This window comes from Jatrophihabitans sp., assembly GCF_036000465.1.
In the GTDB taxonomy this organism is placed as follows: Bacteria; Actinomycetota; Actinomycetes; order Mycobacteriales; family Jatrophihabitantaceae; genus Jatrophihabitans.
The window spans coordinates 133,696-159,060 of sequence record NZ_DASYFV010000044.1 but is presented as its reverse complement, the minus strand read 5'-3'; the positions used below and the strand labels follow the sequence as shown (position 1 = coordinate 159,060).

24 protein-coding genes are annotated in these 25,365 nt (G+C 72.3%); 11 read left to right on the top strand and 13 right to left on the bottom strand.

Annotated elements, in window-relative coordinates; all coding sequences use genetic code 11:
* Positions 1-6: 6 nt before the first annotated feature.
* The 4 genes from VGN18_RS14630 to ccsB are packed head-to-tail and all read left to right on the top strand — an operon-like array spanning position 7 to position 3,937.
* A complete protein-coding gene (locus VGN18_RS14630) occupies positions 7-597 on the top strand; it encodes a TlpA disulfide reductase family protein (protein WP_327540440.1) in 591 nt (196 codons plus the stop codon).
* Positions 597-1,352: a cytochrome c biogenesis CcdA family protein gene (locus VGN18_RS14625; RefSeq protein WP_327540439.1), complete on the top strand. Its 756-nt coding sequence runs from the start codon at positions 597-599 to the stop codon at positions 1,350-1,352. The genes VGN18_RS14630 and VGN18_RS14625 overlap by 1 nt, the downstream gene beginning before the upstream one ends.
* A 2-nt stretch (positions 1,353-1,354) precedes the next feature.
* Positions 1,355-2,923 carry a cytochrome c biogenesis protein ResB gene (gene resB / locus VGN18_RS14620; RefSeq protein ID WP_327540438.1) on the top strand — a complete coding sequence of 523 codons (1,569 nt, stop codon included), beginning with the start codon at positions 1,355-1,357 and terminating at the stop codon, positions 2,921-2,923.
* Between the two features lie 3 nt (positions 2,924-2,926).
* Positions 2,927-3,937, top strand: a complete 1,011-nt coding sequence (ccsB, locus tag VGN18_RS14615) for a c-type cytochrome biogenesis protein CcsB (RefSeq protein WP_327540437.1) — start codon at positions 2,927-2,929, stop codon at positions 3,935-3,937.
* A 109-nt stretch (positions 3,938-4,046) separates the two neighbouring features.
* Here the strand turns inward: ccsB and VGN18_RS14610 are convergent, their stop codons facing one another.
* The 8 genes from VGN18_RS14610 to VGN18_RS14575 form a co-directional block, all read right to left on the bottom strand.
* Positions 4,047-6,131, bottom strand: coding sequence for an ArnT family glycosyltransferase (locus VGN18_RS14610; protein ID WP_349259920.1), 2,085 nt, complete (start codon positions 6,129-6,131; stop codon positions 4,047-4,049).
* A complete protein-coding gene (locus VGN18_RS14605; protein WP_327540435.1) occupies positions 6,128-7,339 on the bottom strand; it encodes a bifunctional glycosyltransferase family 2/GtrA family protein in 1,212 nt (403 codons plus the stop codon). The genes VGN18_RS14610 and VGN18_RS14605 overlap by 4 nt, the downstream gene beginning before the upstream one ends.
* A 20-nt stretch (positions 7,340-7,359) precedes the next feature.
* Complete coding sequence (locus VGN18_RS14600) at positions 7,360-7,566, bottom strand: ferredoxin (protein ID WP_327540434.1); 207 nt, start codon at positions 7,564-7,566, stop codon at positions 7,360-7,362.
* Entirely contained in the window at positions 7,563-8,816 is a 1,254-nt protein-coding gene (locus VGN18_RS14595; protein ID WP_327540433.1) for an NADH-ubiquinone oxidoreductase-F iron-sulfur binding region domain-containing protein, read from the bottom strand. Before VGN18_RS14595 ends, VGN18_RS14600 begins: the two co-directional genes overlap by 4 nt.
* On the bottom strand, positions 8,813-9,448 hold the full coding sequence (locus tag VGN18_RS14590; protein ID WP_327540432.1) for a hypothetical protein: 636 nt from the start codon (positions 9,446-9,448) through the stop codon (positions 8,813-8,815). Before VGN18_RS14590 ends, VGN18_RS14595 begins: the two co-directional genes overlap by 4 nt.
* Positions 9,438-9,698, bottom strand: a complete 261-nt coding sequence (locus VGN18_RS14585; protein ID WP_327540431.1) for a hypothetical protein — start codon at positions 9,696-9,698, stop codon at positions 9,438-9,440. Before VGN18_RS14585 ends, VGN18_RS14590 begins: the two co-directional genes overlap by 11 nt.
* Positions 9,699-9,786: 88 nt before the next feature.
* On the bottom strand, positions 9,787-11,121 hold the full coding sequence (locus VGN18_RS14580; protein ID WP_327540430.1) for a HAMP domain-containing sensor histidine kinase: 1,335 nt from the start codon (positions 11,119-11,121) through the stop codon (positions 9,787-9,789).
* 3 nt (positions 11,122-11,124) lie between these two features.
* On the bottom strand, positions 11,125-11,814 hold the full coding sequence (locus tag VGN18_RS14575; RefSeq protein ID WP_327540429.1) for a response regulator transcription factor: 690 nt from the start codon (positions 11,812-11,814) through the stop codon (positions 11,125-11,127).
* 166 nt (positions 11,815-11,980) lie between these two features.
* On the opposite strand from VGN18_RS14575, the gene VGN18_RS14570 reads away from it, so the two are divergent.
* The 6 genes from VGN18_RS14570 (at position 11,981) to VGN18_RS14545 (ending at position 18,914) form a co-directional block, all read left to right on the top strand.
* A complete protein-coding gene (locus tag VGN18_RS14570; protein WP_327540428.1) occupies positions 11,981-13,444 on the top strand; it encodes a menaquinone biosynthesis decarboxylase in 1,464 nt (487 codons plus the stop codon).
* Positions 13,445-13,554: 110 nt separating this feature from the next.
* Positions 13,555-15,777: an MMPL family transporter gene (locus VGN18_RS14565; protein WP_327540427.1), complete on the top strand. Its 2,223-nt coding sequence runs from the start codon at positions 13,555-13,557 to the stop codon at positions 15,775-15,777.
* Between the two features lie 25 nt (positions 15,778-15,802).
* The gene (locus VGN18_RS14560) at positions 15,803-16,867 is read left to right on the top strand and encodes an alpha/beta hydrolase (protein ID WP_327540426.1); all 1,065 of its coding nucleotides are present in this window, start codon (positions 15,803-15,805) and stop codon (positions 16,865-16,867) included.
* A 37-nt stretch (positions 16,868-16,904) separates the two neighbouring features.
* Positions 16,905-17,804 carry a menaquinone biosynthesis prenyltransferase MqnP gene (gene mqnP, locus VGN18_RS14555; protein WP_327540425.1) on the top strand — a complete coding sequence of 300 codons (900 nt, stop codon included), beginning with the start codon at positions 16,905-16,907 and terminating at the stop codon, positions 17,802-17,804.
* Positions 17,801-18,430, top strand: a complete 630-nt coding sequence (locus tag VGN18_RS14550) for a UbiX family flavin prenyltransferase (RefSeq protein ID WP_327540424.1) — start codon at positions 17,801-17,803, stop codon at positions 18,428-18,430. The genes mqnP and VGN18_RS14550 overlap by 4 nt, the downstream gene beginning before the upstream one ends.
* A 10-nt stretch (positions 18,431-18,440) precedes the next feature.
* Complete coding sequence (locus VGN18_RS14545) at positions 18,441-18,914, top strand: Lrp/AsnC family transcriptional regulator (protein WP_327540423.1); 474 nt, start codon at positions 18,441-18,443, stop codon at positions 18,912-18,914.
* On the opposite strand, the gene VGN18_RS14540 is transcribed toward VGN18_RS14545, so the two are convergent.
* On the bottom strand, positions 18,911-19,348 hold the full coding sequence (locus tag VGN18_RS14540) for a hypothetical protein (RefSeq protein WP_327540422.1): 438 nt from the start codon (positions 19,346-19,348) through the stop codon (positions 18,911-18,913). The genes VGN18_RS14545 and VGN18_RS14540 overlap by 4 nt on opposite strands.
* An 8-nt stretch (positions 19,349-19,356) precedes the next feature.
* Positions 19,357-19,680 carry a hypothetical protein gene (locus tag VGN18_RS14535; RefSeq protein WP_327540421.1) on the bottom strand — a complete coding sequence of 108 codons (324 nt, stop codon included), beginning with the start codon at positions 19,678-19,680 and terminating at the stop codon, positions 19,357-19,359.
* Between the two features lie 212 nt (positions 19,681-19,892).
* On the opposite strand from VGN18_RS14535, the gene VGN18_RS14530 reads away from it, so the two are divergent.
* Entirely contained in the window at positions 19,893-21,386 is a 1,494-nt protein-coding gene (locus tag VGN18_RS14530; protein WP_327540420.1) for a hypothetical protein, read from the top strand.
* 6 nt (positions 21,387-21,392) lie between these two features.
* Here VGN18_RS14530 and VGN18_RS14525 read toward each other — a convergent pair whose 3' ends face one another.
* The 3 genes from VGN18_RS14525 to VGN18_RS14515 are packed head-to-tail and all read right to left on the bottom strand — an operon-like array spanning position 21,393 to position 25,248.
* Positions 21,393-22,292, bottom strand: a complete 900-nt coding sequence (locus tag VGN18_RS14525) for an SAM-dependent methyltransferase (protein WP_327540419.1) — start codon at positions 22,290-22,292, stop codon at positions 21,393-21,395.
* Complete coding sequence (locus VGN18_RS14520) at positions 22,289-22,996, bottom strand: TetR/AcrR family transcriptional regulator (protein ID WP_327540418.1); 708 nt, start codon at positions 22,994-22,996, stop codon at positions 22,289-22,291. The genes VGN18_RS14525 and VGN18_RS14520 overlap by 4 nt, the downstream gene beginning before the upstream one ends.
* On the bottom strand, positions 22,993-25,248 hold the full coding sequence (locus tag VGN18_RS14515; RefSeq protein ID WP_327540417.1) for an MMPL family transporter: 2,256 nt from the start codon (positions 25,246-25,248) through the stop codon (positions 22,993-22,995). Before VGN18_RS14515 ends, VGN18_RS14520 begins: the two co-directional genes overlap by 4 nt.
* Positions 25,249-25,365: the final 117 nt, after the last annotated feature.

The window sequence follows — 25,365 nt, the reverse complement described above, 5'->3', positions numbered from 1 at the left end:
GACGCGATGTCCGTGCGTCGAAACCTGCCCCGCGCCGCCGTCGCCCTCGCGGCGTCCGCGGCGCTGTTCCTGTCGGCGTGCACCGGCAAGAACGCGGTCGACCAGAGCGGCAACGGCGGCGGCTACCAGTTCAAGTCGGCCACGAAGCTCGGCAGCCTCGTCGCCCCGGCCGGTCGCGAGCAGGCTCGCAACTTCACCGGCGAGCTGCTCGGCGGGGGCAGGACGAGCCTCGCCAGCACGAAGGGCAAGGTCGTCGTCGTCAACTTCTGGGCCTCGTGGTGCGGCCCGTGCAAGGTCGAGACGCCGCAGCTCGACCTGCTCTACCGGCGCATCGCGCCCAAGGGCGTCGCCTTCCTCGGCATCGACACGAAGGACGACCGCGAGCACGCGCAGACGTTCGTCGACGGCTACAAGATCAGCTACCCCATCATCTTCGACGAGGCCGGCGAGACCGCGCTGCACCTGGGCAACATCCCGGCCAACCTGCCGTTCACGGTGTTGCTGGACAAGCAGGGCAAGGTCGCCGCGGTGTACTTCGGCGGCCTGACGGTCAAGGACCTTGACGGTCCGATCAACCAGCTCCTAGCGGAGACCTGATGTACCTCGCCGACGGTGGGTTCACCCACGCGGTGCAGGACGGCCCGCTGCTCGTGGCCGCCGGTGTCGCCGCGCTCGTCGGCGTGATCGGCTTCCTGTCGCCGTGCGTGCTGCCGCTCGTCCCGGGCTACCTGTCCTACGTGGCCGGGCTGTCGGGCGACGCCGAGAAGCCGAGCCAGCGCCGGATGGTCGTCGGGGCGCTGCTGTTCGTGCTGGGCTTCACGCTGCTGCTCATCGCCGAGGGCGCGCTGTTCGGTCAGCTCGGCAGCTCCATCCGGGCGCACCTGGCGGGCATCGAGCAGGTGTTCGGCGTGGTCACGATCCTGATGGGTCTCGTCTTCCTCGGTCGGATCGGGTTCCTGCAGCGTGAACTCAAGATCCACAAGCTGCCCCGGGCCGGCCTGGTCGGCGCTCCCTTGCTCGGCCTCGCCTTCGGGCTGGCCTGGACACCCTGCCTGACCCCTACCTTCACCGCGGTCTACACCCTCTCGATCAGCGAGGGGACGGCCGGCCGCGGCGCCGTGCTGATGGCGTTCTACTGCCTGGGGCTCGGCATCCCGTTCGTCCTCGTCGCCGTCGGCCTCGGTTGGGTGTCGAGCGCGCTCGGCTTCGTGCGCCGGCACCGGCGCGCGGTCAGCGGTGTCGGCGGCGTCCTGCTCATCACCATCGGCGTCCTGCTCGTCACGGGCACCTGGAACCACCTGATGACCCTGCTGCAGACCCACATCTCGCCCGCGTCCGGCTTCGAGGTATGAACATGCTGCGGACGGCGTGGCGCCGCCTCACCAGCATGCGCACGGCGCTCATCCTGCTGTTCCTGCTCGCCGTGGCGGCCGTGCCGGGATCGCTGCTGCCGCAGCGTCCGCTGAACCCGAGCAAGACCAGCTCCTACATCAGGTCACACGGCTCGTGGGGCACGTTCCTCGACCGCATCGGCATGTTCGACGTGTTCGGGTCGGTCTGGTTCGCCGCCATCTACCTGCTGCTGTTCATCTCGCTGGTCGGCTGCCTCATCCCGCGGATCAAGGTGCACGCGCGGGCGATGGTGCGCAAGCCGCTGCCGGCCCCACGGCACCTGTCCAAGCTGCCCGAGTCGGCCCGATTCGAGATCGCCGACGAGCCGGCCGTGTACGCCGCCGCGGCCCGCGAGGCACTGGGTCGGCGCTGGCGGGTCACCGAGCGCACCGAGGGCACCGGGGCGATCACGCTGTCGGCCGAGAAGGGGTACAGCCGCGAGACCGGCAACCTGATCTTCCACGTGGCGCTGCTCGCCGCGCTGCTGCTGATCGCGATCGGACGCCTCTACAGCTACCAGGGCACCCGCATCGTCACGCAGGGCGCGGGGCAGGGCTTCTGCAACACGATCTCGCAGTACGACTCGTGGCAGCCCGGCCGTTTCGCCGCCGAGGGCAAGATCTCGCCGGCGCCGTTCTGTATCGACGAGCTGTCGAAGTTCACCGCGACCTACGGTGCGAGTGGCGAACCGACCGAGTTCGCCGCCGACGTCACCTACCGCCCGACCCTCGGCTCGGCCGCCCGGAGGACCACGATCACGGTCAACCATCCGCTGCGGCTCGAGGGCGACCGCGTGTATCTCATCGGGCACGGGTTCGCGCCGAGCATCACCGTCCGCATGCCCGACGGGAAGGTCGTCCACGACAACCAGGTGTTCGTGCCCACCAACGCGACGACGCTGTACTCCGAGGGCGCGTTCAAGGAGCAGGGCATCCCGGGCGCAAACAAGGACGTCGGCATCACCGGCTTCTTCGCACCGACACCGGTCGAGACCTCGCCCGGCGTGTTCACCTCGTCCTCGCCCAAGGTCGACAACCCGGTGCTCGGCATCTTCGTCTACGTCGGCGATCTGAACGCCAACGGGCAGCCGCAGTCGGTCTACACGCTCGACACCACGAAGATGAAGAAGATCGGGGCGGTGAACCTGCGTCAGGGCGAGACCAGGAAGCTCTCGAACGGCGTCCAGGTCACCTTCGATGGTTGGGTTCCGTGGGCCAGCCTGCAGGTGTCGCACGACCCGGCGCAGGGTTACCTGCTGGTCGCGGCGGTCGCCATGGTGATCGGGCTGTTCGGCTCGCTCGGGGTCCGGCGCCGGCGGTTGTGGCTGCGGATCGCCCCGGCGCGCGGTGATGGGGGAAGTTCGCCTACCGTGGTGGACGTCGGCGGGCTCGCTCGCAGCGACTCGGGCAACTTCACGGCGGAATTCGCGGCTTGGCAGGAACGGCTGCGGCAGGCGGCGACGCCGACGCAGGAGATGGTGACCGGCTCGCAGGGGGCGGTCTCGCAGGGCGCAGGCGCAGGGAAGGACTGACGCGTGGCTGGCATCAACGGATCCATGGCCCATCTGTCGGACGGGCTGTTCACGACGGCGATCGCGACGTATGCGCTCGCGATGGTCGGCCACACCGCCGAGTACGCGTTCGGACGCGTCGGGCGCAAGCTCGAGGCCGCGCCCGTCCCGGCCAAGACGCTCGTCGGCGCGGGCGGTCCGCCGGTCGACGACGTCGCCCTGCCGCCGGCCGAGCCGCTGGCGAAGTCCAAGCGTCCCTTCGCCGACCGCATCGGACGCATCTCGGTTGTCCTGACGGTCATCGGTGCCGCCATCCACGTCGCCTCGATCTGCGTGCGCGCGATCGCCGTCGACGCGGTGCCGTGGAGCAACATGTACGAGTTCGCCTCCGTGGCCGGGCTCGTCGGCGTCATCGCGTTCCTGGCCGTGCTGTGGAAGGCGCCGGGCATCCGTCACCTCGGCGGGTTCATCCTGCTGCCGGTGATCCTGATGATGTTCCTGGCCGGCACGGTGCTCTACTCGCGGGCGCAGCCGCTGGTGCCGGCACTGCAGTCGTACTGGCTGGCGATCCACGTGACCCTCGTGTCGATCGCCGAGGGCGCGCTGATGACCAGCGCTGTGCTCACCGTGCTCTACCTGGTGAAGGCCCGTCACGACAAGCAGATCACCCGGCCCGACTACGAGCCGGGCGCGCTGGCCAACCTGGCCACCCGGTTGCCCGCCGCCGCCACGCTCGACAAGGCCGCCTACCGCGTCGTCGCGTTCTCGTTCCCGCTCTACACCGTGGCCGTCATCTGCGGCGCGATCTGGGCCGAGGCCGCGTGGGGCCGCTACTGGGGCTGGGATCCGAAGGAGACCTGGGCGTTCATCGTCTGGGTCGTCTACGCCTGCTACCTGCACGCCCGCGCGACTGCCGGGTGGAAGGGCCGCGCCGCCGCCTGGATCAACCTCACCGGCTTCTTCGCGATCACCTTCAACTTCCTGATCGTGAACCTGGTCGTCTCCGGCCTGCACAGCTACGCCGGCCTGAGCTGACGGCAGCGGCGCCCGCCCGCCCCGTCCGCCCCGCCCCGCCCCCGTTGAGTGGCGAGTTGATGCGATCAATGGCGAGTTGCTGCGCGCCACTCAACCGGGTACTCGCCACTCAACGGGACGGGGCGGCGAGGTCGTAGACGGTCTGGCCGCCGACGGACTGCGCGGTGTAGTGCGAGCTGACCCAGGACGCGATCTCGGACGCGCCGCCGGAGCCGCGACCGCCCGGGCCGCCGCCCCCGCCGGCACCACTGCCGATGAAGTAGCGGATCCGGCCGGCCTTCACGTAGGCCGTGAACCGGGCCAGGGTGGGAGCGGGGTCGGAGCCGCTGAAGCCGCCGATGGCCATGACCGCCTTGCCGCTGGCGAGTTCCAGCGGGCCGGCCGACATCGAGCCGACGGTCGCGGCCGCCCACGTCGTGGTCGTGTTCTTCAGCAGGGCCGTCAGGGCCGATGAGGTCGTGCCGCCGCCGAAGCCCCCGAGGCCGCCCGCCGCTCCGCGGGTGCCGTTCGGCGCGCCCGGGAACGTTCCGCCGCCCGGGAACGTCGCGCCGCCGGGCAACGCTCCGCCGGCCTCCGGACGGCCGGGGAAGCCGCCGATCGGGAATCCTCCGGGCGGACTGCCGAAGCGACGGTTCCCGCCGAACCCACCCGGTCGGGCGAAGGTGCTACTGACCGCGGGCCCGGCCGACGGCACCGAGCCGGTGTGCGGCGTCGCGGCGGTCTGCAGCGCGTAGGCCGCCGAGCCGCCGCCGAGCGTGACGACCCCGGCCGCAAGTGTCGTGACGGCCAGCCCGCGCCGCACCATCGATGCGGGCACGAGCAGCAGGGCGGCGGCGGCGCCGGCGACCGCGATGAGCAGGTAGGAGATCCACGGGTGCCACGTCGCCGATCGGTGCAGCAGCGTGTAGCCCCAGATGCCGGTGACGAGCGCGCCCGCGGCCAGCCCGATGCGGGCCGCGATCGTGTCGCGCCGGCGCCAGAGCTCGACGGCGCCGATCGCGACGACGGCCGCGACGGCCGGCGCGATCTCGACCGAGTAGTAGGTGTGGATGATGCCGCCGGCGAAGCTCAGCACGCCGCCGGTGACGAGCAGCCAGCCACCCCAGATGATCATGGCCGCGCTGGTGCGGTCGGTGCGCGGGCGCCGCTCCGTCGCGGCCGCCATGGCGAGCATCGCGACGAGCGCGGTCGGCAGCAGCCACGAGATCTGGCCGCCGTTGAGCGAGTTGAACAAGCGTCCGAGCCCGGTGCTGCCGCTGAAGTTCGCGCCGCCGCCACCACCCGGCCCGGCGGCCGAGTCGCCGGTGATGCGGGACAGTCCGTTGTAGCCGAAAGCGAGGCCGAGCGCGGTGTTGTCGCCCGAGCCACCGATGTACGGGCGTGACGCCGCCGGGGTGAGGTCGACGACCAGCACCCACCAGCCGGCGCCGACGATGACGCCGAGGCCCGATGCGAGCAGGTGCAGCAACCGCGTCCGCAGCGTGGTCGGCGCGGCGACGAGGTAGCCCAGGGCGAGCGCCGGCAGCACGGTGAACGGCTGCAGCCCCTTGGCCAGGAAGGCGAAGCCCATCACGAGCCCGGCGAGCGCGAGCCAGCGCAGCGACGCGACCTCGACCGCGCGGACGGTGCAGTAGGCGGCCGCCACGATCAGCAGCGTCATCAGGGCGTCGGGGTTGTTGAACCGGAACATCAGCACGGCCACCGGGGTCATCGCCAGCAGCGCGCCGGCGAGGAGCCCGGCCCAGTGGCCGAACCAGCGCCGCACCGTGGCGTGGAGCAGCCATACCGTGAGCACGCCCTCGATCGCCTGTGGCACCAGCATCGCCCACGAGTTGAACCCGAAGATCCGGGCCGAGATCTCCATCGGCCAGAGCGACGCGGGCGGCTTGTCGACGGTGATGAAGTTGCTCGAGTCGAATGAGCCGAAGAACATCGCCTTCCAGCTCGTCGTCCCGGCCTGGACGGCGGCGGCGTAGAACTCGTTGGCCCAGCCCGAGGCGCCGAGTCCCCACAGGTAGAGCAGGGCGGTGGCGCCGAGCAGGGCGCCGAGCATTCCGCGCTCGCGTCCGGTCAGGCCGGCGGCGACCGGGGTGGCCTCGGCGGCCGGGGACGACTGGTCGGGCTGCGGGAAGTCGTGGCCGGGCGTCGGTTCGCCGCCGATGCGGGGCAGGGGGCCGGTGTCCACGGATGTCATCGTGACGCCCCCGAACCCGAAGCGGCAGGGCGGCGGGCGAAGACCCACTCGCGGAGCAGGACGAATCGCACGGCGGTGGCGAGCAGGTTGGCCCCGACGAGCACGATCAGCTCGACCGCGCGGGCCGGGTGTGAGGTCAGCCGGCCGAGCAGCGCGAGCGCGCCGCTGGTCAGGGCGAGCCCGATCGCGAAGACGACCAGCCCCTGCAACTGGTGCCTGCCGTGCCCCTCCCCGCGCACCCCGAAGGTGAACCGGCGGTTCGCCGCGGTGTTCGCGACGGCGGTGACCAGCAGGGCGATCAGGTTGGCGCCCTGGGCGCCGAACCCGGGCCGCGCGAGCAGGAACAGCAGCGAGTACGCCAGCGTGCTGAGCACGCCGATCGAACCGAAGCGCAGCGCCTGCCGGGCCAGCTTCGGCGGCACGCCCGGCACGGCCACGAGCTCGCCGCGGCCGGTGGCGGCGCGCACGTCGTGCAGCGGGATGTCGCCGCGCAGCAGCGCGCGTCCGACGCGGGCCATGCCGCGCAGGTCGGCCATCGCGGTCGAGGTGATGTCGACCCGGCTGTCCGGGTCGTCGATCCAGTCGACCGGCACCTCGGCGATGCGCATGCCGCTGCGCTCGGCCAGGATCAGCAGCTCGGTGTCGAAGAACCAGGCCCTGTCCTGGACGTGGGGGAGCAGGGCCTGCGCGCAGTCGCGCCGCATCGCCTTGAAGCCGCACTGGGCGTCGGAGAAGCGGGTGCGCATCGTCGTGCGCAGCAGCAGGTTGTAGCTGCGTGAGATGAACTCCCGCTTCGGGCCGCGCACGACCCGCGACGTCCGCGATAGCCGCGAACCGATCGCGACGTCGCTGTGCCCGGACATCAGCGGCGCGACCAGGGGCAGCAGGGCGGCGAGGTCGGTCGACAGGTCGACGTCCATATAGCCGACGACGTGCGCGGTGCTCGCCGACCACACCTCGTGCAGCGCGCGGCCCCGGCCCTTCGCGTCGAGGTGGACGGCGCGCACGCCGTCGAGGTCGGCGGCCAGGCCGGAGGCGACCGTCCAGGTGCCGTCGGTGCTCGCGTTGTCGGCGATGGTGATGATCGACCGGAACGGGAACCGGGTGCGCAGGAACTCGTGCAGGCGGCGCACGCCGGGTTCGAGATCGCGTTCCTCGTTGTAGACCGGGACGACGATCTCGACGTCGATCGCCGCGAGTGCGGTCATCGGGGTTCCTTTCACGGACGTCAGCGGGAGCTGGTCGAGGTCAGGTACAGGGCCAGGGCCGGGCAGGCTGCGACCGTGCGCCGGACGGCGGCCTCGTCGGCGGCCGGGACGCGCGCGTCGCGCAGGACCGGGAAGCCCCACTCGTCGACCTCGATTCGTCCGGGAAGCAGAGCGTGGCACAGCCCGTGCCCGTCGCACCGGGTCCAGTCGATGTCGAGCGCGGTCATCGCCCGCCCCCGATCGGGAGACGGCCGAGGACGGGGTAACCGCAGGTGCCGTGGCGCTCGTGCCGGTCGGACTCGTCGTGCAGCAGGTGCAGGCCGCTGGTGACGAAGCGAGCGGCGCCGTCGGGGTGGGCGCAGGCGCCGCGCCCGTCGATCGACCGGGCGTGGCCGAAGGCGGCGCCGGGGGCCCCGGACCAGCCGGCCGCCGCGGCGGCGACATCGGCCGCCAGGGCGGGCAGGCCGAAGTGGCACGGGCCGCACTGGTGGGCCGATTCGCCGGCCAGCCAGGTGGCGACCCGGGCGAGCTCGCCGAGCGCGCAGGTGTCGCGGTCGACGACGAGCAGCACGCCGGCGCCGAGCGTGCCCCCGGCTGACCGCACGCCCTCGCGGGAGAGCCGGAGGGCGGGGACCGGGGCGTGCCACGCGCCGTGGTAGCCGCCGATGACGACGGCGTGCGGCTCGGCCGCCTGCGCCGCGGCGAGGACGATGCCGAGTGGCGTGCCGGGCGGGATCTCGACGACACCCGGGCGGCCGACCGCGCCGCCGACGGTGAGCAGAGTGGTGCCGGGCTCGATGCCGGTGCCGGTGTCGGCGAAGCGGTGGGGCCCGAGTCGCAGCAGCACGGCGACCTGCGCGAACGTCTCGACGTTCGACAGGAGCACGCCCTCGGTGGACGGCGGCGTGCGGCGCCCGGTGGGCACGGCCGGACCGCCCCGCAGCGCGCGGACCACCGCTCGCGCCTCGCCCGACACGAACCCGCGGGGTACCGCGCGGACGCGGACCCGGCGGGCGTCGGGCCGTTCGGCCACGGCGGCTCGGAGAACACCGGCCGTCGCCTCACCGTGCACCGCGACCGTGACATCGCGGGTTCCCAGCGCCGCCGCAACCGCGAGCGCACCGTCGAGCACGAGGTGCGGGGCACGGTGCAGCAGCACGCGGTCCTTCTGGCTGGCCGGTTCGCTCTCGGTGCCGTTGACGATCACCTCGCGCCCACCGCCGGCCGGCAGCGAGCGCAGCTTGGTGGCGAGCGGGAAGCCGGCGCCACCCCGCCCGGCCAACCCGCTCGCATCGAGACAGGCAAGGAGCTTGTCCACTTCGGCGGCGGGCATCGGGCCGTGGGTGGCGAGGTGGCCGGCGAGGTCGAGGTGTCCGGACGCCGGCAGCCCGGCCAGCAGCCGCGGCGCGCCGATCGACCAGGCGGCCGGCCCGTCCGCGACCGGTGGTGCCGTCGGTCGGCGCAGCAGGGCGGTCATCGCGAGGCTCCCGACGGGACGCGGACCGGTGCGGTCGTGCGGCGCGGATCGATCGGTTGTCCGATGTGCGCGAAGCGGTCGGCGCCGGTCGGCCCGGAGGTGCTGCGGACGGCGGCGATGCGGTACGCCACCGACCCGAGCACGCCGAGGAGGCAGAGAACGTAGATCAGCCGTACCCAGCCGAGCGCGGTGTCGCTGCCCGAGTTGACGCCGTGCAGCACGGCCGCGGCCCAGCCGGCGTAGGCGAGCGCGTGCAGGCCGCGCCAGCTGCGCGCGCCTCGGACGGTGCCGGCCATCTGTCCGCGGGCGAGGCCGAGCAGCCCGACGCCGACGAACGTGTACGCGGCGATCGTGCCGAGGCCGACCCAGGTGGGGCGGTACTGCGCGGCGAACGGGAGGAGCGCGTGCAGCCAGCCGACCTTCGCGTAGCTGTCGGCCAGGATCGCCCCCAGGTGCAGGCTCAGCGCCGTCAGTCCGAGCAGGGCGGTCACCCGGTGCAGGTACTGCACCACGTAGCGGGTCGACGCGCGGCCGTGATGCGAGACGAGCGCGCCGAGCGCGGTGGAGACGCTGAGCAGGACAAGCGCCGACAGCCCGGCCCCGCGGGCGGCGTACCAGATGTCAGGAGCCATGGGTCGCCCCCTGCGGTGCCTGGTCCGGCGGGAACGAGCCGAGCTGCGGCCCGCTGTCCGTCGTGCTGTCCGTCGGGCCGGACGTCGTGTCCGACGACGTACCGGTCGAGGTGTAAGTGGCGCTCGCCGCGGCGCTGCGCGAGACCCCGACGATCAGTCCGACCGTGAGCGCTCCGGCGGCGGTGGCGGCGATCGTGCCGGCGATGGCAGCGCGGCCGGCGAGCCGCTCGGCGGGGGTGCGCGGGGTCATGCCGATGACCTTGCCCGCGCCCGGGTCAGGCCGGGGTCACCACCACATCAAGCCTTCCCTAAGCCTGGCTGGGCGCCGCATGGGTGATCTACGGCGCGCCGAGATCCAGGACGATCGCCGCGCCGCCGGTGGCGCTCGAGCCGAGGTGCATCGCGCCGCCCGCACTCTCGGCGCACCGCCGCGCGATGTCGAGACCGAGACCGCTGGAACCGCGGTCGCTGCGCCCGCGCACCGGTTCGCTGCGGGGCAGTCCGGGGCCGTCGTCGGAGATCTCGAGCCGCGCGCCGGTCGGGGTCGGCGTCAGCGACACCGCGAACGCCGTCCCCTCCGGCGTGTGGGCGATGACGTTCTCGAGCAGCGCGTCGAGCGCGGCGGCGAGATCCTCCGCGCCGGCCCGCACGAGCAGCGGCGCCGGCGGGCGGGTCAGGGTGCAGGCCCGGTTCTGGTCGTCGGCCAGTGCCGACCAGAACGCGACCCGCTCGGCGACGACGGCCGACGCGTCGCACGACGGCATGCGTCCTTCCCGCTGCGGGCGGCGGGCCGCGTGGATGACCGCCGTGAGCATGCGTTCGAGCGCGCTGACGTGGCCGCCGACCCGCTCGGCCTCGGTCGGATCGCGCAGCGCCTCGGCGTCCAGGCGCAACGCCGTCAGGGGCGTGCGCAGCCGGTGCGAGAGGTCGGCCACCGTCTCGCGCTCCTCGGCGATCAGCTCGTCGATGCGATCGGCCAGCCGGTTGAGGGCGTGCCCGACGTCGGCCACCTCGCCCGGCCCGTCGGTGGGGGCCCGGGCGGTGGTGTCGCCGGCGCTGAGTTGCTGGGCCGTGGCCGCTGTCTCCACCAGGGGGCGGACGATGCGGCGGGTCATGACCTCGCCGGCGAGCACGCCGATCGCCAGCAGCGCGAGAGCGGCCCCGCTGAGGAGCAGCCACCACCCGTTCTCGCCCGAGTGCAGCTCGCCGTCGGAGGCGAAGACCCGCACCACGTAGAAGCCGCCGCGGAACGACGGCTCAGGAACGACCAGCTGCGAGAGCCGGCCGCCCTGCCACGACACCAGTGCCGCGTCGGGCGGACCGCCGCGACCACCGAACCCCGGCCCGCCGTCCGGCTCGCCCGACCCGCCGCTCGCGTCCGGCAGTTCGGCGACATCTCCCGGCGGCGACGTACCGAGCACCGATCCGTCGGGCAGCTGCACCGACACCCGCCGGCCGTCGCTGATCGAGGCGAGGTAGCTGGTGATGTCGTCCGACGTCTTGGCGGCGTCGGCGCTGCGCAGGTAGAGCCCGATCTTGCTGGTGTCGGTGCGCAGCGACGTCAGCGCATCGGCGTAGACGGTGTGCCGGATCAGCACGGCGAGCGGGATCGCGAACGCCAGCACGACCAGCGTCGTCATACCGACGACGAGCAGCAGGATGCGGCGGCGCACGGCTCAGACCGGGTCGGTCGGCGCGGCCAGCCGGACGCCCACGCCGCGCACGCTGTGCAGGTAGCGCGGCGCGGCCGCGGTCTCGCCGAGCTTGCGGCGCAGCCACGAGAGGTGCACGTCGACGGTGCGGTCGGAACCGCCCCAGGCCAGCTGCCACACCTCGCTGAGGAGGTCGCGCTTCGTGACGACCTCACCGGCCCGCCGGGCCAGCGCGAGCAGCAGTTCGAACTCCCTGCGGGCGAGCTCGACCGGCCGCCCGTCCACCGTCACCTCGTAGCTGCGGGTGTCGATCGTCAGGCCGCCGACGGTGATCACCGGGTCCTCGTCGGTGCGTCCGGTACGGCGCATGACGGCCCGGATCCGCGCGGTGATCTGGGCCGCGGTGAAAGGTTTGATGACGTAGTCGTCGGCGCCGAGGTCGAGCAGGCGCACCATCGACGACTCGTCGTCGCGGGCCGTCGCCACGATCACCGGCACGTCGCTGACCGCCCGCAGCATCGACAGCACGTCGGCGCCGTCGATGTCGGGCAGGCCGAGGTCGAGCAGCACGACGTCGGGCTTCTGCTCCACCGCCGCCGACAGCGCCGGCATGCCCGAGCCGACCGCCGAGACGACGTGCCCCTGGTCGCGCAGCGCGCGGGTGAGCGCGGTGCGGATCGCGGCGTCGTCCTCGACGAGCAGCACCTGGACCATGGCGGCGAGGGTAGCGGGAGGCGCTGGGTCGTCTTCTGAGTTTGTATTACGGCGTAAACGGAGAAGCCTTTCCGTTTACGCCGTAATACACACTCGGAGAAGAACGTGCACCGGCCGGGGCGGGCACCGCATCGGATCGATCGGACGCCACCCGGGATACTGAGGCGTGGCCTTCGCCGATCTGCAGGACTTCATCGCCGCCCTCGAGCGCGACCGTGATCTCGCCCGCGTGAAGGTGCCGGTCGACCCGCACTTCGAGGTCACCGGCATCGTCGCCCGAACGCTGCGCGAGAACGGTCCGGCGCTGCTGTTCGAGAACCCGACGCGAGGCCGCATGCCCCTGCTGCTCAACGCCTTCGGCACGCAGCGCCGCATGGCCCGCGCCCTCGGCGTCCACGACCTGGACGAGATCGGTCGCCGCATCGCCGAGCTGCTCAAGCCCGAGCTGCCCAGGGGCTTCGGCGGCTTCAAGGACGCGCTCGGCAAGGTCGGGCAGCTGCGCGCCGTACCGCCGCGGCACGTGAAGTCGGCGCCGTGCCAGGAGGTCGTCCTGCGGGGCAACGAGATCGACCTCGTCGAACTGCTGCCCGGGGTGAAGGCGTGGCCCGAGGACGGTGGCGTGTTCCTCAACCTCGGCCTGACGCACACGAAGCACCCCGAGACCGGCGCGCGCAACCTCGGCATGTACCGGCTGCAGCTGCAGGAGGAGCGCACCGTCAGCCTGCACTGGCAGATCCACAAGGACTCGACGAACCACGCGTCGATCGCCGAGCGCCGCGGCGAGCGGCTGCCGGTCGCCATCGCGTTCGGCTGCCCGCCGGCCGTCACCTACTCCGCCAGCGCGCCGCTGCCCGGTGACATCGACGAGTACCTGTTCGCCGGTTTCGTGCAGCGCGAGCGGGTCGAGCTCGTCGACTGCGTCTCGGTACCGCTGCAGGTGCCGGCCGCGGCCCAGGTCGTGCTCGAGGGCTGGGTCGAGCCGGGCGCGCGCCTGCCCGAGGGCCCCTTCGGTGATCACACCGGCTTCTACACGCCGGTCGAGCCGTTCCCGTTCATGAAGGTCGAGACGCTGACGATGCGCAGCGACCCGATCTACCAGTCGATCATCGTCGGCCGGCCGCCGCAGGAGGACGGCCCGCTCGGCAAGGCCACCGAGCGGATCTTCCTGCCCCTGATCCAGCTGACCGTCCCCGAGATCGTCGACTACGACCTGCCCGAGGCCGGCGTCTTCCACAACTGCGTGATCGTCTCGATCGAGAAGCGCTTCCCGAAGCACGCGCAGAAGGTCATGAACGCGATCTGGGGCGCCGGCCTGCTGAGCCTGTCGAAGCTGGTCGTCGTGGTCGACGCCGACTGCGATGTGCACGACTACGCCGAGGTGGCCTGGCGCGCGTTCGGCAACGTCGACTACGCCCACGACGCGCTGCACACCGTCGGCCCCGTCGACCACCTCGACCACGCCAGCTACGAGCAGTTCTTCGGCGGCAAGCTCGGCATCGACGCCACCCGCAAGCTGCCGACCGAGGGCTACCGCCGCGACGGCGGTTGGCCGACCGAGTGCGTGCTGGACGACAGCACCCAGGCCCTCGTCGAGCGGCGTTGGCGGGAGTACGGCATCACGCCCCGCTGACCGCGCGGAGCGGCCAGGACGTTCGGACCGGCCGGCGCTGACGTTGTTCCCTGGGCGGCACCGCCGGGTGCTGGCTGGATGAACGCAAGCGTCGGGCGAGAGGTGACGTCATGGCACAGCGTCGGAATCTGGCTGCATCGTTGGCTCGTTGGAGCGCAACCCACCGCGCGGCGGCCATCGGGTCGTGGGTGCTGCTCGTCCTCGTGACGGTGCTGATCGGCGGCGCGGTCGGGCAGGTGCACATGACCCGGGCCGAGTACGGCGTGGGCGAGTCCGGCCGTGCCGAGGACCTGCTCGTACAGGCCGGGGTCGACGCCCCGGCGCAGGAGCTGGTGTACCTCCACTCGGCGACGGCCGCGGTCGACCGCACTACCGTGCAGTCCCTGATGTCGGGCGTGACCGCCACGGGCGTGGTCACCGGCCTGCGGCCACCGGTCGTCTCGCCCACCGGGCGGGACGTGCTGATCGAGTTCGCAATGAAGGGGCCGCTCGACCAGGCCCAGAACCACGTGCAACCCGTGCTCGACGCCGTCGCGAAGGTGCGGGCGGCCCACCCGGCCCTGACCGTCGAGCAGTTCGGCGACGCCAGCGCCAACAAGTGGTTCGAGGACACCATCGGCAAGGACGCGACCCGGGCCGAGTGGACGGCCGTCCCGCTGGCCCTCGGCATCCTGCTGGTCGTGTTCGGTGCCCTGCTCGCCGCGGTGCTGCCGGTGCTGCTCGCGCTCACCGCGTTCCTCGCCGCCAACGGCCTGCTCGCCCTGATCAGCCACGCGATGCACGTCGACCCGTCCGCCAGCTCGGTCATGCTGCTGATGGGGTTGGCCGTCGGCGTCGACTACTGCCTGTTCTACCTGCGCCGGGAACGCGAGGAGCGTTCCCGCGGGCACGACCCGCGACGGTCGCTCGAGATCGCGGCCGCGACGTCCGGCCGGTCGGTGCTGGTGTCGGGGCTGACGGTGATGGTGGCCATGGCCGGCATGTTCCTGTCCGGCATGCAGCTGTTCGCCGGGTTCGCGGTCGCGAGCATCTCCGTCGTGCTGATCGCCGTCGTCGGTTCGGTGACCGTGCTGCCGGCACTGATGTCACTGCTCGGCGACAAGGTCGAGCTGGGGCGAATCCCGTTGCTGTCCCGTCGCCGGTTCTCGGCCGAGGGCGGGCGGTTCTGGCGCGCGGTCCTCAAGCCGGTGCTCGCGCACCCCGCCGTGTCGGCCGCGCTGGCTGGCGCCGCGCTGCTGGTGCTGGCCGCGCCCGCGCTGAGCCTGCACACCGAGACACTGAGCGTGGAGCAGATCCTGCCGACCAGCACGCCGATCGTGCGGAGCTACCAGCACATCACCCGCGCCTTCCCGGGCGGTCCCGCGCCGGCGGTGATCGTGCTGCGGACGGGTGACACCGCGGCACCGCGCGTCACCCGGGCGATCGCCGACCTGCGCACCGAGGTGTCGCGCCGCATCCCGACCGGGCAGGCCATCCGGGTGGTCGACTACGCGTCGGCCGGGCTGGTGCGGATCGAGGTCCCTCTAACCGGGTCCGGTTCCGACGCCACCTCCCGCGCCGCGCTGGGGGTGCTGCACGACCGCATCGTGCCGAGCACCCTCGGCCGGGTGCCGGGCGCCCACGCCTACGTCGGCGGCGCGCTCGCGTCGTCCCTCGACTTCACCGCGCAGCTGCGGCGCGGCATCGTCCCGGTGATCGTCGTCGTCATGGCGATCACTTTCGTGCTGATGCTCGTCGCCTTCGGCTCGCTCGTCATCCCGGCCACGACGATCGTGCTCAACCTGCTCTCCGTCGCGGCGGCGTACGGGGTGATGGTCGCGGTGTTCCAGTACGGCTGGGGCATCGCCCTGATCAATGCCACCGCGCCCGGGGCCATCGAGTCCTGGATCCCGCTGTTCGTCTTCGTCGTGCTGTTCGGGCTCTCGATGGACTACAACGTCTTCGTCGTCTCCCGGATCAAGGAGGCGCACGACTCGGGGCGGACGACGCGTGACGCCGTGCGCGACGGCGTGCGGGGCACGGCCAGTGTCGTCACCAGCGCGGCCGTGATCATGGTCACGGTGTTCGCCGTGTTCGGGACGCTGTCACTGCAGCAGTTCAAGCAGTTGAGCGTGGGCCTGGCGGTCGCCATCCTCCTCGACGCGACCGTCGTCCGGGCCGTGCTGCTGCCTTCGGTGATGGCCCTGCTGGATGATCGCAACTGGTACCTCCCGCGCTGGATGCGGCGCCTGACGACACGGGGTGGGACGGCCCCATCACCCGTCGAGTGGCGCAACCGGCCGCACGATGCGCACCGATGGCTCCCCGATGCCCGCGGCGCTGCCCGGAAGTGAGGCGTCGGGTCGCCGGGTCCGCAGGATGGCGCGGAGAGGTGCCGTCGCCGCGGCGGCGGTCGTGGGCGTGCTGGCGACCGCGGTCGGCGGCGGTCTCGCCGGACGCCACCTGGTCAAGGTCGGGCTCACGGGTCCGGCCGTCCTCGGCCTGATCCTGCTGGTTACGGGTCTCGGGCTGGGCATCGGGGCGGCCGTGGTCTCGTGGCGAGCCATGTCGCGATGGCGTCGGCTCTGGTTCGTGCCGGTCACGCTCGTCGCGCTGAGCGTCATGTGGTCGGTTGCGCTGGGCACGATGTACGCCTACTCGCCCCGCACCGGGCTCGGCTCGGCGACACCGGCCCGCTACGGTTTGCCGTACGCCGACGTCAGCGTCATGACCGGGGACGGCGTCCGGCTGTCCGGGTGGTACCTGCCGTCCCACAACGGTGCGGCGGTCGTGGTCGTTCCCGGCGCTGGCTCAACCCGTACCGCGGCACTCCCCCAGGCGGCCGCAGTCGCCCGCAACGGGTACGGCGCCCTGCTGATCGACCCCCGCGGTCAGGGACGCAGCGGCGGTCGTGTGATGGATCTCGGGTGGTACGGCGACCGCGACATCGCGGCGGCGGCCGGCCTGCTCGAGCACCGTCCCGACGTCGACCCGGCGCGCATCGGGGTGCTCGGCCTGTCGATGGGGGGCGAGGAGGCGATCGGTGCCGCCGCGGCGGTCCCGGCGCTCCGGGCCGTCGTCGCCGAGGGGGCGACCGGCCGCACCGCGGGCGACAAATCCGGCTGGCTGCCCGGCGGGATGAGCGGTGCGGTCCAGCGCTACCTGGACTGGATGACGTTCGGGACGACGCGGCTGCTCAGCCCGGCGCCCTTCCCGCCGACATTGCACAGCGCGATAGACCGAGCGTCCGGCACGTCGTTCCTCCTGATCACGGCGGGCGGTTCTCCCGACGAGGCGCGGGCGGCCGCCTACCTGGAGTCGGCGGCGCCGAGCCGGGTCCAGGTGTGGACCGTCCCCGACGCCGGTCACACGGGAGGCCTGGTCACCCGACCGCAGGAGTGGACGGCCCGCGTCACCGGGTTTTTGCACTCGTCCCTGACGTGACGGCGGGGCCGGGCCCGGCCGCTGGCAGAATCGGGGTGTGGACACCGCGGTCGCCCCGAAGCCCCGTAGTCGCGTCCGCAAGTTCCTCTCGCTCGTGATGATCGAACACTCGGTGTTCGCGCTGCCGTTCGCCTACATCGGCGCGCTGACCGCGATGTGGGCCCAGACGCGGACGGTGCACTGGGCGCAGCTGGTGCTCATCACCGTCGCGATGGTGTCGGCCCGGACGGTCGCGATGAGCGCGAACCGGATCCTCGACCGCCGGTTCGACGCGCTCAACCCGCGCACCGCCCGGCGCGAACTCGTCACCGGCGAGTTGTCGGTCAACAGCGCCTGGGTCGGCACGCTGGTCGCGCTCGTCGTCTTCCTCGGCAGTGCCGCCGCGCTCTCGTGGCTCTGCCTCGCGCTCGCGCCCATCGCGGTCGCGCTGCTCGTGCTCTACAGCTACGGCAAGCGCTTCACCGACTTCCCGCAGGCGCTGCTGGCCCTGGCCCAGTTCGTCGCGCCGGTCGGGGCCTGGATCGCCGTCACCGGCTCGGCCACCTGGGCCGCGACTGCGCTCGGACTCGCCGTCGGCACCTGGATCGGCGGCTTCGACCTCATCTACTCCTGCCAGGACGCCGCGATCGACCGCGAGATCGGCTCGCGCTCGTTCCCGGCGCGCTTCGGCATCCCGGCCGCCCTGCGCGCCTCGTCGGTCGTGCACGTCGTCACCGTCGGCGGGTTCGCCTGGTTCGGCGCCGCCGCCGGTCTCGGCTCGCTGTGGTGGACGGGGGTCGTGCTCACGGCCGGCGTGCTGATCTACGAGCACGTGATCGTCCGCGCCGATGATCTGTCGCGGGTCAACCGCGCGTTCTTCACCGCCAACGGCGTCATCGGCATCGGGCTGTTCGGCTTCGCGCTGGCCGACCTGATCGTGCACGGTCTCGGCCTATGAGGACCCCGTGGGTCGTCGGGGTGTCCGGAGCCTCGGGAACCCCCTACGCCCGCGCCGTGATCAACGGCCTGCTCGATGCCGGCTGCGCCGTCGACCTGGTCGTGTCCCGCGCGGCCCGGCTCACCATCCTCGACGAGACCGGCCTGTCGTTCCGCGACGCGCACTGGCGTGACGACCTCGCGACCTGGCTGAGCCGCGACCCGCACGACACCCGGTACTGGACGCCCGGTGACCTCGGTGCCGGACCGGCCAGCGGCTCGTACGCGGTGCGCGGCATGGTCGTCGTGCCGGCCTCGACGGCCGCCGTCGCCGGCATCGCGCTCGGGCTGTCGAAGGACCTGCTGCAGCGGGCCGCCGACGTCACCCTGAAGGAGCGACGCCCGCTGGTCGTGGTGCCGCGCGAGACCCCCTACACCCGCGCGACCCTGCAGCACATGCTGGCGCTGCACGACGCCGGCGCGGTCGTCCTGCCGGCCAGCCCGGGCTTCTACAGCGCGCCCGAGACGGTCGCCCAGCTCGTCGACTTCGTCGCGGCCAAGATCCTCGACGTCATCGGCGTGCCGCACGACCTGATCAAGCGCTGGACCGGCGCCTTGGGCGGCGCGCGCGCTGCGGAGGACCGGTAACGTCGCCGGCGTGGACACCGTCGATCGCAAGCTGCTCGATGCGCTGCGGGCCAACGCGCGCGCGACGTACGCCGAGCTCGCCCGCGCGGTCGGGCTGAGTGCCCCGGCCGTGCACGAGCGGGTGGCGAAGCTCGAGGCGAACGGGGTGATCACCGGCTACCACGCCGCGGTCGCGCCCGAGTCGCTCGGCTACGCGATGAACGCCCTGGTCGGCATCTTCATCACCGACAGCGCCGACACCGACGGCGTGGCCGCCTCGCTCGCGTCGTTGCCCGTCGTGGAGCACTGCTGGTTCGTCGCCGGCGAGGAGACGTTCGTGGTGAAGGTGCGGGTGCCCGATGTCGCCGGGCTGGAGGCGACGATCCGCGCGCTGAACTCGATGAGCGGCGTCGCCCGCACGCGCACGACCGTCGTGCTGTCGACGAAGTTCGAGGACCGCGTCCCGGCGGCCGAGGTGTCCGGGGTGCCGGAGCCGACGAGCTAGAAGTGGATGCCGGCCCCGGCGAAGCCGGTCGGGGTGTCGATCAGCTTGAACTGGCTGCCGAAGTTGACGGTGCCGTGCGCACCGTGCTGGTCGATGCTGCCGTTCAGCGTGAACGAGAAGGTGAAGTAGATCTCGCGGATCGGCGTCCAGAAGAGCTGGTTGTTCAGCGCGATGCTGCCACCCGCCCCGTTGGCCAGGCTGAACGTGCCGCCGGCGGTGAGCGACTGCTCGAGCCAGAGCGAGCCCTTGCGGCCCCAGGTGCAGTCGATGACGTGGATGCCGGCCTTCACCTGGATGTCCTTGAGCCCGGGCGGCGGCGTGATCTGGAACGTGTCGCCGAGCTTGCACTGACCCAGCTGGCCGAGCGAGAACGTCGGCGCGTAGCCGCTGACCGTGAACGCCCCGCCGGGGAACGTGATCTTCGGATCGGGCATGTCGACTCCTACGCCGTCTCGTCTTCGGATCCGGGCTCCCAGCCCGAGGCGACCAGGTCGTCGAGCGCGAGGCTCATCTCGTCGTCGGTGGTGTACTGCCACTCGAGGGTGACGTCGCCCGTGGTGGACTGCTGCTGGCTCGGGTCCTGAGCCGGGTCCTGGCTCTGCGCCTGGCCTGACGCCGCGCCCTGGGTGGCCGCCGTGCTGCTCGCGGCCGTGGCCGGATCGGCCATCAGCTCCCAGCGGGCCGGCTCGTTCGCGTCACCGGTGTTCTCGTTCCACCAGTAGTAGCCGTCCTCGGAGATCTGCGCACCGGGTGGTGGAGCGGTCATGGCTGCCTCCTCGGGTCGCCTGCCAGGGTGGCCCGACGTCCCGGCGGGCGTCCTGCCCCTTGGGGCAAGAATTCGGGCGGCGCCGCCCCCGGCTGAGGCAGCCGCCCCCGGCACCGGCTGAGCGTCGCCTGACGACGACGCCACCCGGGACCTCTCCGGCGCTACGTTCTGGCTCGGACTGATCCAGCCGCGCCCCGGGGGCCCCGAGACTGATGAACCGTGCGCCCGCCACCGCGTCGCGAACCGCCGGCATCGTCGGTGCCGCGTTCCTCGCGGTGTACGGGGCGCTCACGGCCGTCTCGCTGAGTGGCGCCGGGCTGTGGCGCGACGAGATCGCCACACGCATCTTCAGCGCGCTGAGCCCGACGCAGCTCTGGCGGGCGACGGGCCACGTCGACAGCGTGCTACGCGGCTACTACCTGTTCATCCACTACTGGCGGGTGTTCGGCGACGGTCCGGTGGCCCTTCGCTTCCCGTCGTGGATCGCCGGCGGTGCGATCGTGCTCCTGATCGTCCGGGCCGCGGCCACCGCGTGGGGCACCGCCGCCGGCGTGATCGCCGGCGCCTACCTGCTCCTGAACGCGCAGTTCCTCTACTGGGCGACGACGGCCCGCTCGTATGCGCTGGTCATGCTGCTCATGGTCGCGGCGACCCTGCAGGTCGACAGCCGCACGGCGCGGAAGACGTCGCGAGGGCGGGTGCTGACCTACCTGCTGGCCACCTCGGCCGCGGTGCTGCTGCAGCCGTTGGCCGTGCTCGTGGTCCTGGCGCAGCTCGTCGTCGTGCTCGTGACGCGCGCGTCGCGGGACGACTCGCGGATCGCGGCAGTGACGGTCGTGCCGATCGCCGCTGCGGGTCTGCTCCTGGTCGCGTCGCGGTCGCAGCAGCGGCAGGCCGAACTCGCGCGCGGCGGGTCGGTGCGCGGTGCGCTCCGCGTCATGAACACCCTGGTGGGCGGGACCGGCGTGGGTGCGCTCGTGCTGGTCGCGGTCGGCGTGAGTGCCCTCGTGCAGGTTCGCCGGCGTTGCCTCGATCGCCTGTGGCTGATGGGCCTGGCGCTGCTCGCGATCCCGATGGCGGGGCTGTTCGTGCTGTCGCGGATGACCGGGCTCGAACTCCTCGAGCGCTACAACCTCATGGCCACCGGCGCCTTCGCCCTGGTGCTCGGCGGGGGGACCGCGCTGGGTCTGAGCGCGGTGTCGGGTACCACCCGGTGGGTGTCGGTGGTTCTGGTGATCGGCCTCGTGGCGTCGATCAGCTACCCCCGCGCGCACGCGATGGTCACCGGCCGGGTGCGCACCGACGACTACGCGTCGGCGGTGGCCTACCTGCGCACGCACGCGCACCGCGGGGACCTGATCCTGCTCAACCAGACCTACCGCTCCGGCGGGTTCGCGGCGGGATTCGCGTACTACGCCCGGGACGGGGCCTTCAGTTCCTTCGTCGAGCGCGCGTTGACGAGCGGGGGCGAGCCCGACGTCTACGCGCGGACGGTGCTGCGCCCGGCGCCGCTGACCACCGCGGCCTACCGGAGCGCAGCGGGTCCGGCCGGGCGGGTCTGGTACGCCACCTTCCTGCCCCGGCCGTCGCGGACGCACCTGCCGTCCCCGGTCACGTCCGTCTGCCCGAGAGCACGAGCCGACGTCTCGTCGAGGTTCGGTGACATCACGCTGCTCGGGATCAGCTGCTCCCCGGCCGGGCGTTGAACCGGATCAGGCGAGCCGGGCGGCGGCGACGTACATGCCGGCGTCGCAGTGCCGGCCGGCGGTGGCGAAGCGCCGCGTCATGTCGGTGGCGACCGCCAGGTCGACGACCTCGAACCCGAACCCGGCGAGCAGACCGGGCGCGTGCGTGGCATCGATGCTGAACCCGATCGGTTCACCGATGACCCGCATCGCCCGCTCGCCGACCCGGCGCACCTGGTCGTAGGCGGCGCGCCCTGCGACCCGTTGCCAGAAGTCCAGCGCGAGTACCGATCCGCTGCCGCACACCGAGGCGAGGGCCTGCAGCGTGCCGTCGACCGCAGCGGGCGTGAGGTACATGCTCACGCCCTCCCACACCACGAAGGTCGGCGCGCCGATCCGGAAGCCCGACCCGGTCAGCTGATCGCGCAGGGACTGCGTCCGGAAATCGATCTCGACGCGCTGGATGCGGGCCCGGCCGAAAAGGTCCTCGTGCGCCGCGACGATCTGCGCCTTGCGACGCGAGAGCGGCGCGAGGTCGACCTCGTACACGGGACGCTGCCCGATCGAGCGGCGGAAGCGGTAGGCCCGGCTGTCGTAGCCGGCGCCCAGGATCATCACCTGCTCGACCTCGGGCAGAGCCTCGAGCAACTGCTCGTCGATGAACGCGTGCCGGCACAACCCCGAGGTCGCGAGCGCCGAGAAGGTCGAGCGTTCGGCGACGCGCACCAGTGGCTCGGCCAGGCGCAGGGGGGCCATGAGCCGCCGGCTCGTGCCGGACAGGAACACCGGGGCGTAGGCGTCGCTGACGATGCGCTCGTCCTCGGGTCGGCCGAGTTCGAGGGTGCGGCCGAACGTCGTCCACTGCGCCGTCGAGCTCGGGCGGTCGGTGGTGTGCAGTTCCCGCGGGCCGAAGCGGAGCAGGGTCACGACGCCGCGCCCTTCTGCTCGGCCAGCCAGGCCGCGACGACGTCGAGCGTCGGCTTGCCGCCGAGCAGATCCCCGGTGGCCTGGCCCAGGGCGGCCGCGCACAGCCCGCGGTCGGCGAAGGCCTCGATGTCGCCCCACGGCAGGTAGGGCTTGGCGATGACCAGCGACGCGATGCCGTGCGCGGCCGCCCAGAGCTGGAAGGTCACCGGCAGCGGGTCGCCCGCGGCGAAGATGCCGGCGTCCATGCAGTCGACGACCGTCTGCATGAAGTGGACGAACGACGAGCTGCGCAGCACCTCGTCGACCTCGTCGACCGGTTTCGGGCACGGGTCCATCGTCGCGAGCCGGTAGTGCTCCGGGTGGCTCACGGCGAACTTCACGTAGGCGAGCCCGAACGCCCGCAGCCGGCCGAGCGGGGCCTCGACGCCCTCACCGGCGGTGAGCATCGCGGCGTCCAGCTCGGCGAAGACGTCGACGACGACGGCGCTCAGCAGCTGGTTCTTGTCCTCGAAGTGCAGGTAGATGGACGGCGGGGTGACCCCGACCGCCTCGGCGACGGCCCGGATCGATACGGCGTCGGCGTTGGCCGACGCGGCCAGCAGGTCCTTGGCCGCCTTCACGATCTCCGGACGCAGCTGTTCGCCGCTGCCGCGCTGGGCGCGGCGGCGGCGAACGGGCTTGCGAGCGGTGGTGCCGGAACTCATCGCGTCGACGTCAACTCCTGCAGGGATTCGATGGTGTCGGGCACGGACGGGCCCTCGCTCAGACCGACCCTCGCGTGCAGCCGGGCGAGCGGCTTCGGGGCCCACCAGTTCCACCTGCCGGCGAGGCGCATGAAGGCGGGCACCAGGATTCCTCTCACCACGGTCGCGTCCATCAGTACCGCGAGGGTAAGCCCCGCGCCGAACAGCATCATGAACGACACCGTCGAGCCGGCCATCCCGGCGAAGACGATCGCCATCAGCAGGGCGGCGGCGGTGACGATACGGCCCGTGCGGCCGAGCCCCTGCGCGACGGCCTCGACGCTCGCCCCGGCGCTGCGGTCGGATTCCAGCCACGCCTCGCGGATGCGCGACAGCAGGAAGACCTCGTAGTCCATCGAGAGACCGAAGGCGAGGCAGAACATCAGCGGCGGCATCGTCGGCACCAGCGTGCCCGTCGTGGTCAGGTCGTTGAACAGGAACCCGAGGTGGCCGTACTGGAACACCCACACCATCGCGCCGAAGGTGGCCGACAGCGACAGCGTGTTCAGCACCAACGCCTTCAGCGGCAGCACCACCGAACCGGTGAACAGGAACAGCACGATGAAGGTGGCGAGGGCGATGAGGATCAGCGCGTAGGGCATGGCCGAACCGAGCGCGTGCAGGCTGTCCCGGTTGACGGCGGTCTGCCCGCCGTAGAGCACGCGCCACGGCGCCGGTACCGACTCCACCGAGTTGAGCAGTGCCTTACCGGCGGCGGACTGCGCCTCGACGTCGATCCGTACCGCGAGGTATGTCGCGTCGCCGACCTGCTGGCCGGTCGTGGGCGCTACCTCGCGTCCGTCGACGTAGACGCCGGCGGCCGAGCTGACCGACGAGACGTGATCGAGCCGCGACAGCTCCGCGGCGTAGCCGCCGATCGCGGTGGGGGCCGAGCTGACGTCCTTCGCCGCGATCGTGACGGTCGAGCCGGCGTTGGACGAGAACACGCCACGGACGTCGTCGCCGACCTGATGGGCCGAGGCGGAGTGCGGCAGCACGCGATCGTCGGGGTAGGCGAACTGGGCGTGCAGGAAGGGCAGTCCGAGGCCGACGAGCACCGCGGTGACGAGGAGCCCGACCGGCAGGGCCCGCTTCATCACGCCGCGGGCGAAGCGGTACCAGAAGCCCAGCTCGACCGGCTTCACGACCGGGGCGGGGCGGCGCAGCAACCGGCGCACGAACACCCGCAGGTCGAGCGCGTCGACCCGGGTGCCCATCAGCGTCAGCATGGCCGGCAGCAGCACGAGCGCCGCCACCGTCGCCAGCGCCACGACGGCGATGCCGGCGTAGGCGAACGAGCGCAGGAAGTACACCGGGAAGACGAGCATCGCTGCGAGCGACAGACCGACGGTGAGCGCCGAGAAGAGCACGGTGCGTCCGGCCGTCTGCATGGTGCGGCGCACGGCGGCGTCGGGGGCGACCCCGCGCCGGATCTCCTCGCGGTAGCGGCTCACCACGAACAGGCTGTAGTCGATCGCGAGGGCCAGGCCCATCGCCGTCGTCATGTTCAGCGAGTAGGTCGAGACGTCGGTCAGCATCGCGAGCCCGCGCAGCGAGGCCATCGTGCCGACGATCGCGAAGAGGCCGACCACGAGGGGCAGCAGCGAGGCGAGCAGGCTGCCGAAGACCCAGATCAGAGCGATGACGGTCAGCGGGATGGTGATCATCTCGGCGGTGGCGAGATCCTTCTTGGTCTGGTCGTTCACCTGGTCGAAGGCGTTGCCGAAGCCGCCGGCCCGGACCGTCACAGCGCCGTGCGTGCCGGCCAGCGGCTTGCTGATGTCGGCCGCGCGCTTGGGTGCCTCGGAGTCCGACCCCGCGATGCTCGCGACCACCAGGGCGGACCTGCCGTCGCGGCTGACGAGGCCGCGGGCCTGCGCCGCCGGGACGCTCCAGTAGGAGCTCACCTGGTCGGCGTAGGGCGATTTCCGGATCGCCGCGACGGCGGCGAGGCCGGCCTGGCGGGCCGCGCTGCTCGACGCGCCCTGCGCGCTCGTGACCTCGAGGACGAGGTTGCTCTGGCCGGCGTGGAACGTCTTCTGCAGCAGGTCGTCGACCTGGCTCGACGCCGAGTGGGGGTCGCGGAACCCGCCGGAGCTGAGGTGGCCGGCGGCCGAGGCGCCGTAGAGCGCGGCCAGCAGGAAGAGCAGGGCGGCCGTGGCCAGGATCCGGCGCGGGTGGCGAATGCCCAGATCGGCGAAGCGGGTCAGCATGGCGGGTCTCCTCCGATGATCGCGAACGGCGATAAGTTAGCAGCGATAAGTTAGCGGCGTCAACCCGGTGGTGCGGGTGATCTCACGTCCACCGGACGGGCATCGCGAAAGGGGCGC

Coding starts and splice junctions, on each gene's coding strand:
- VGN18_RS14630 (WP_327540440.1), top strand. CDS start 7: ATGTCCGTGCGTCGAAACCTGCCCCGCGCCGCCGTCGCCCTCGCGGCG.
- VGN18_RS14625 (WP_327540439.1), top strand. CDS start 597: ATGTACCTCGCCGACGGTGGGTTCACCCACGCGGTGCAGGACGGCCCG.
- resB (WP_327540438.1), top strand. CDS start 1,355: ATGCTGCGGACGGCGTGGCGCCGCCTCACCAGCATGCGCACGGCGCTC.
- VGN18_RS14610 (WP_349259920.1), bottom strand. CDS start 6,131: ATGACATCCGTGGACACCGGCCCCCTGCCCCGCATCGGCGGCGAACCG.
- VGN18_RS14605 (WP_327540435.1), bottom strand. CDS start 7,339: ATGACCGCACTCGCGGCGATCGACGTCGAGATCGTCGTCCCGGTCTAC.
- VGN18_RS14600 (WP_327540434.1), bottom strand. CDS start 7,566: ATGACCGCGCTCGACATCGACTGGACCCGGTGCGACGGGCACGGGCTG.
- VGN18_RS14595 (WP_327540433.1), bottom strand. CDS start 8,816: ATGACCGCCCTGCTGCGCCGACCGACGGCACCACCGGTCGCGGACGGG.
- VGN18_RS14590 (WP_327540432.1), bottom strand. CDS start 9,448: ATGGCTCCTGACATCTGGTACGCCGCCCGCGGGGCCGGGCTGTCGGCG.
- VGN18_RS14585 (WP_327540431.1), bottom strand. CDS start 9,698: ATGACCCCGCGCACCCCCGCCGAGCGGCTCGCCGGCCGCGCTGCCATC.
- VGN18_RS14575 (WP_327540429.1), bottom strand. CDS start 11,814: ATGGTCCAGGTGCTGCTCGTCGAGGACGACGCCGCGATCCGCACCGCG.
- VGN18_RS14565 (WP_327540427.1), top strand. CDS start 13,555: ATGGCACAGCGTCGGAATCTGGCTGCATCGTTGGCTCGTTGGAGCGCA.
- VGN18_RS14560 (WP_327540426.1), top strand. CDS start 15,803: ATGGCGCGGAGAGGTGCCGTCGCCGCGGCGGCGGTCGTGGGCGTGCTG.
- VGN18_RS14550 (WP_327540424.1), top strand. CDS start 17,801: ATGAGGACCCCGTGGGTCGTCGGGGTGTCCGGAGCCTCGGGAACCCCC.
- VGN18_RS14540 (WP_327540422.1), bottom strand. CDS start 19,348: ATGCCCGATCCGAAGATCACGTTCCCCGGCGGGGCGTTCACGGTCAGC.
- VGN18_RS14535 (WP_327540421.1), bottom strand. CDS start 19,680: ATGACCGCTCCACCACCCGGTGCGCAGATCTCCGAGGACGGCTACTAC.
- VGN18_RS14530 (WP_327540420.1), top strand. CDS start 19,893: ATGAACCGTGCGCCCGCCACCGCGTCGCGAACCGCCGGCATCGTCGGT.
- VGN18_RS14520 (WP_327540418.1), bottom strand. CDS start 22,996: ATGAGTTCCGGCACCACCGCTCGCAAGCCCGTTCGCCGCCGCCGCGCC.
- VGN18_RS14515 (WP_327540417.1), bottom strand. CDS start 25,248: ATGCTGACCCGCTTCGCCGATCTGGGCATTCGCCACCCGCGCCGGATC.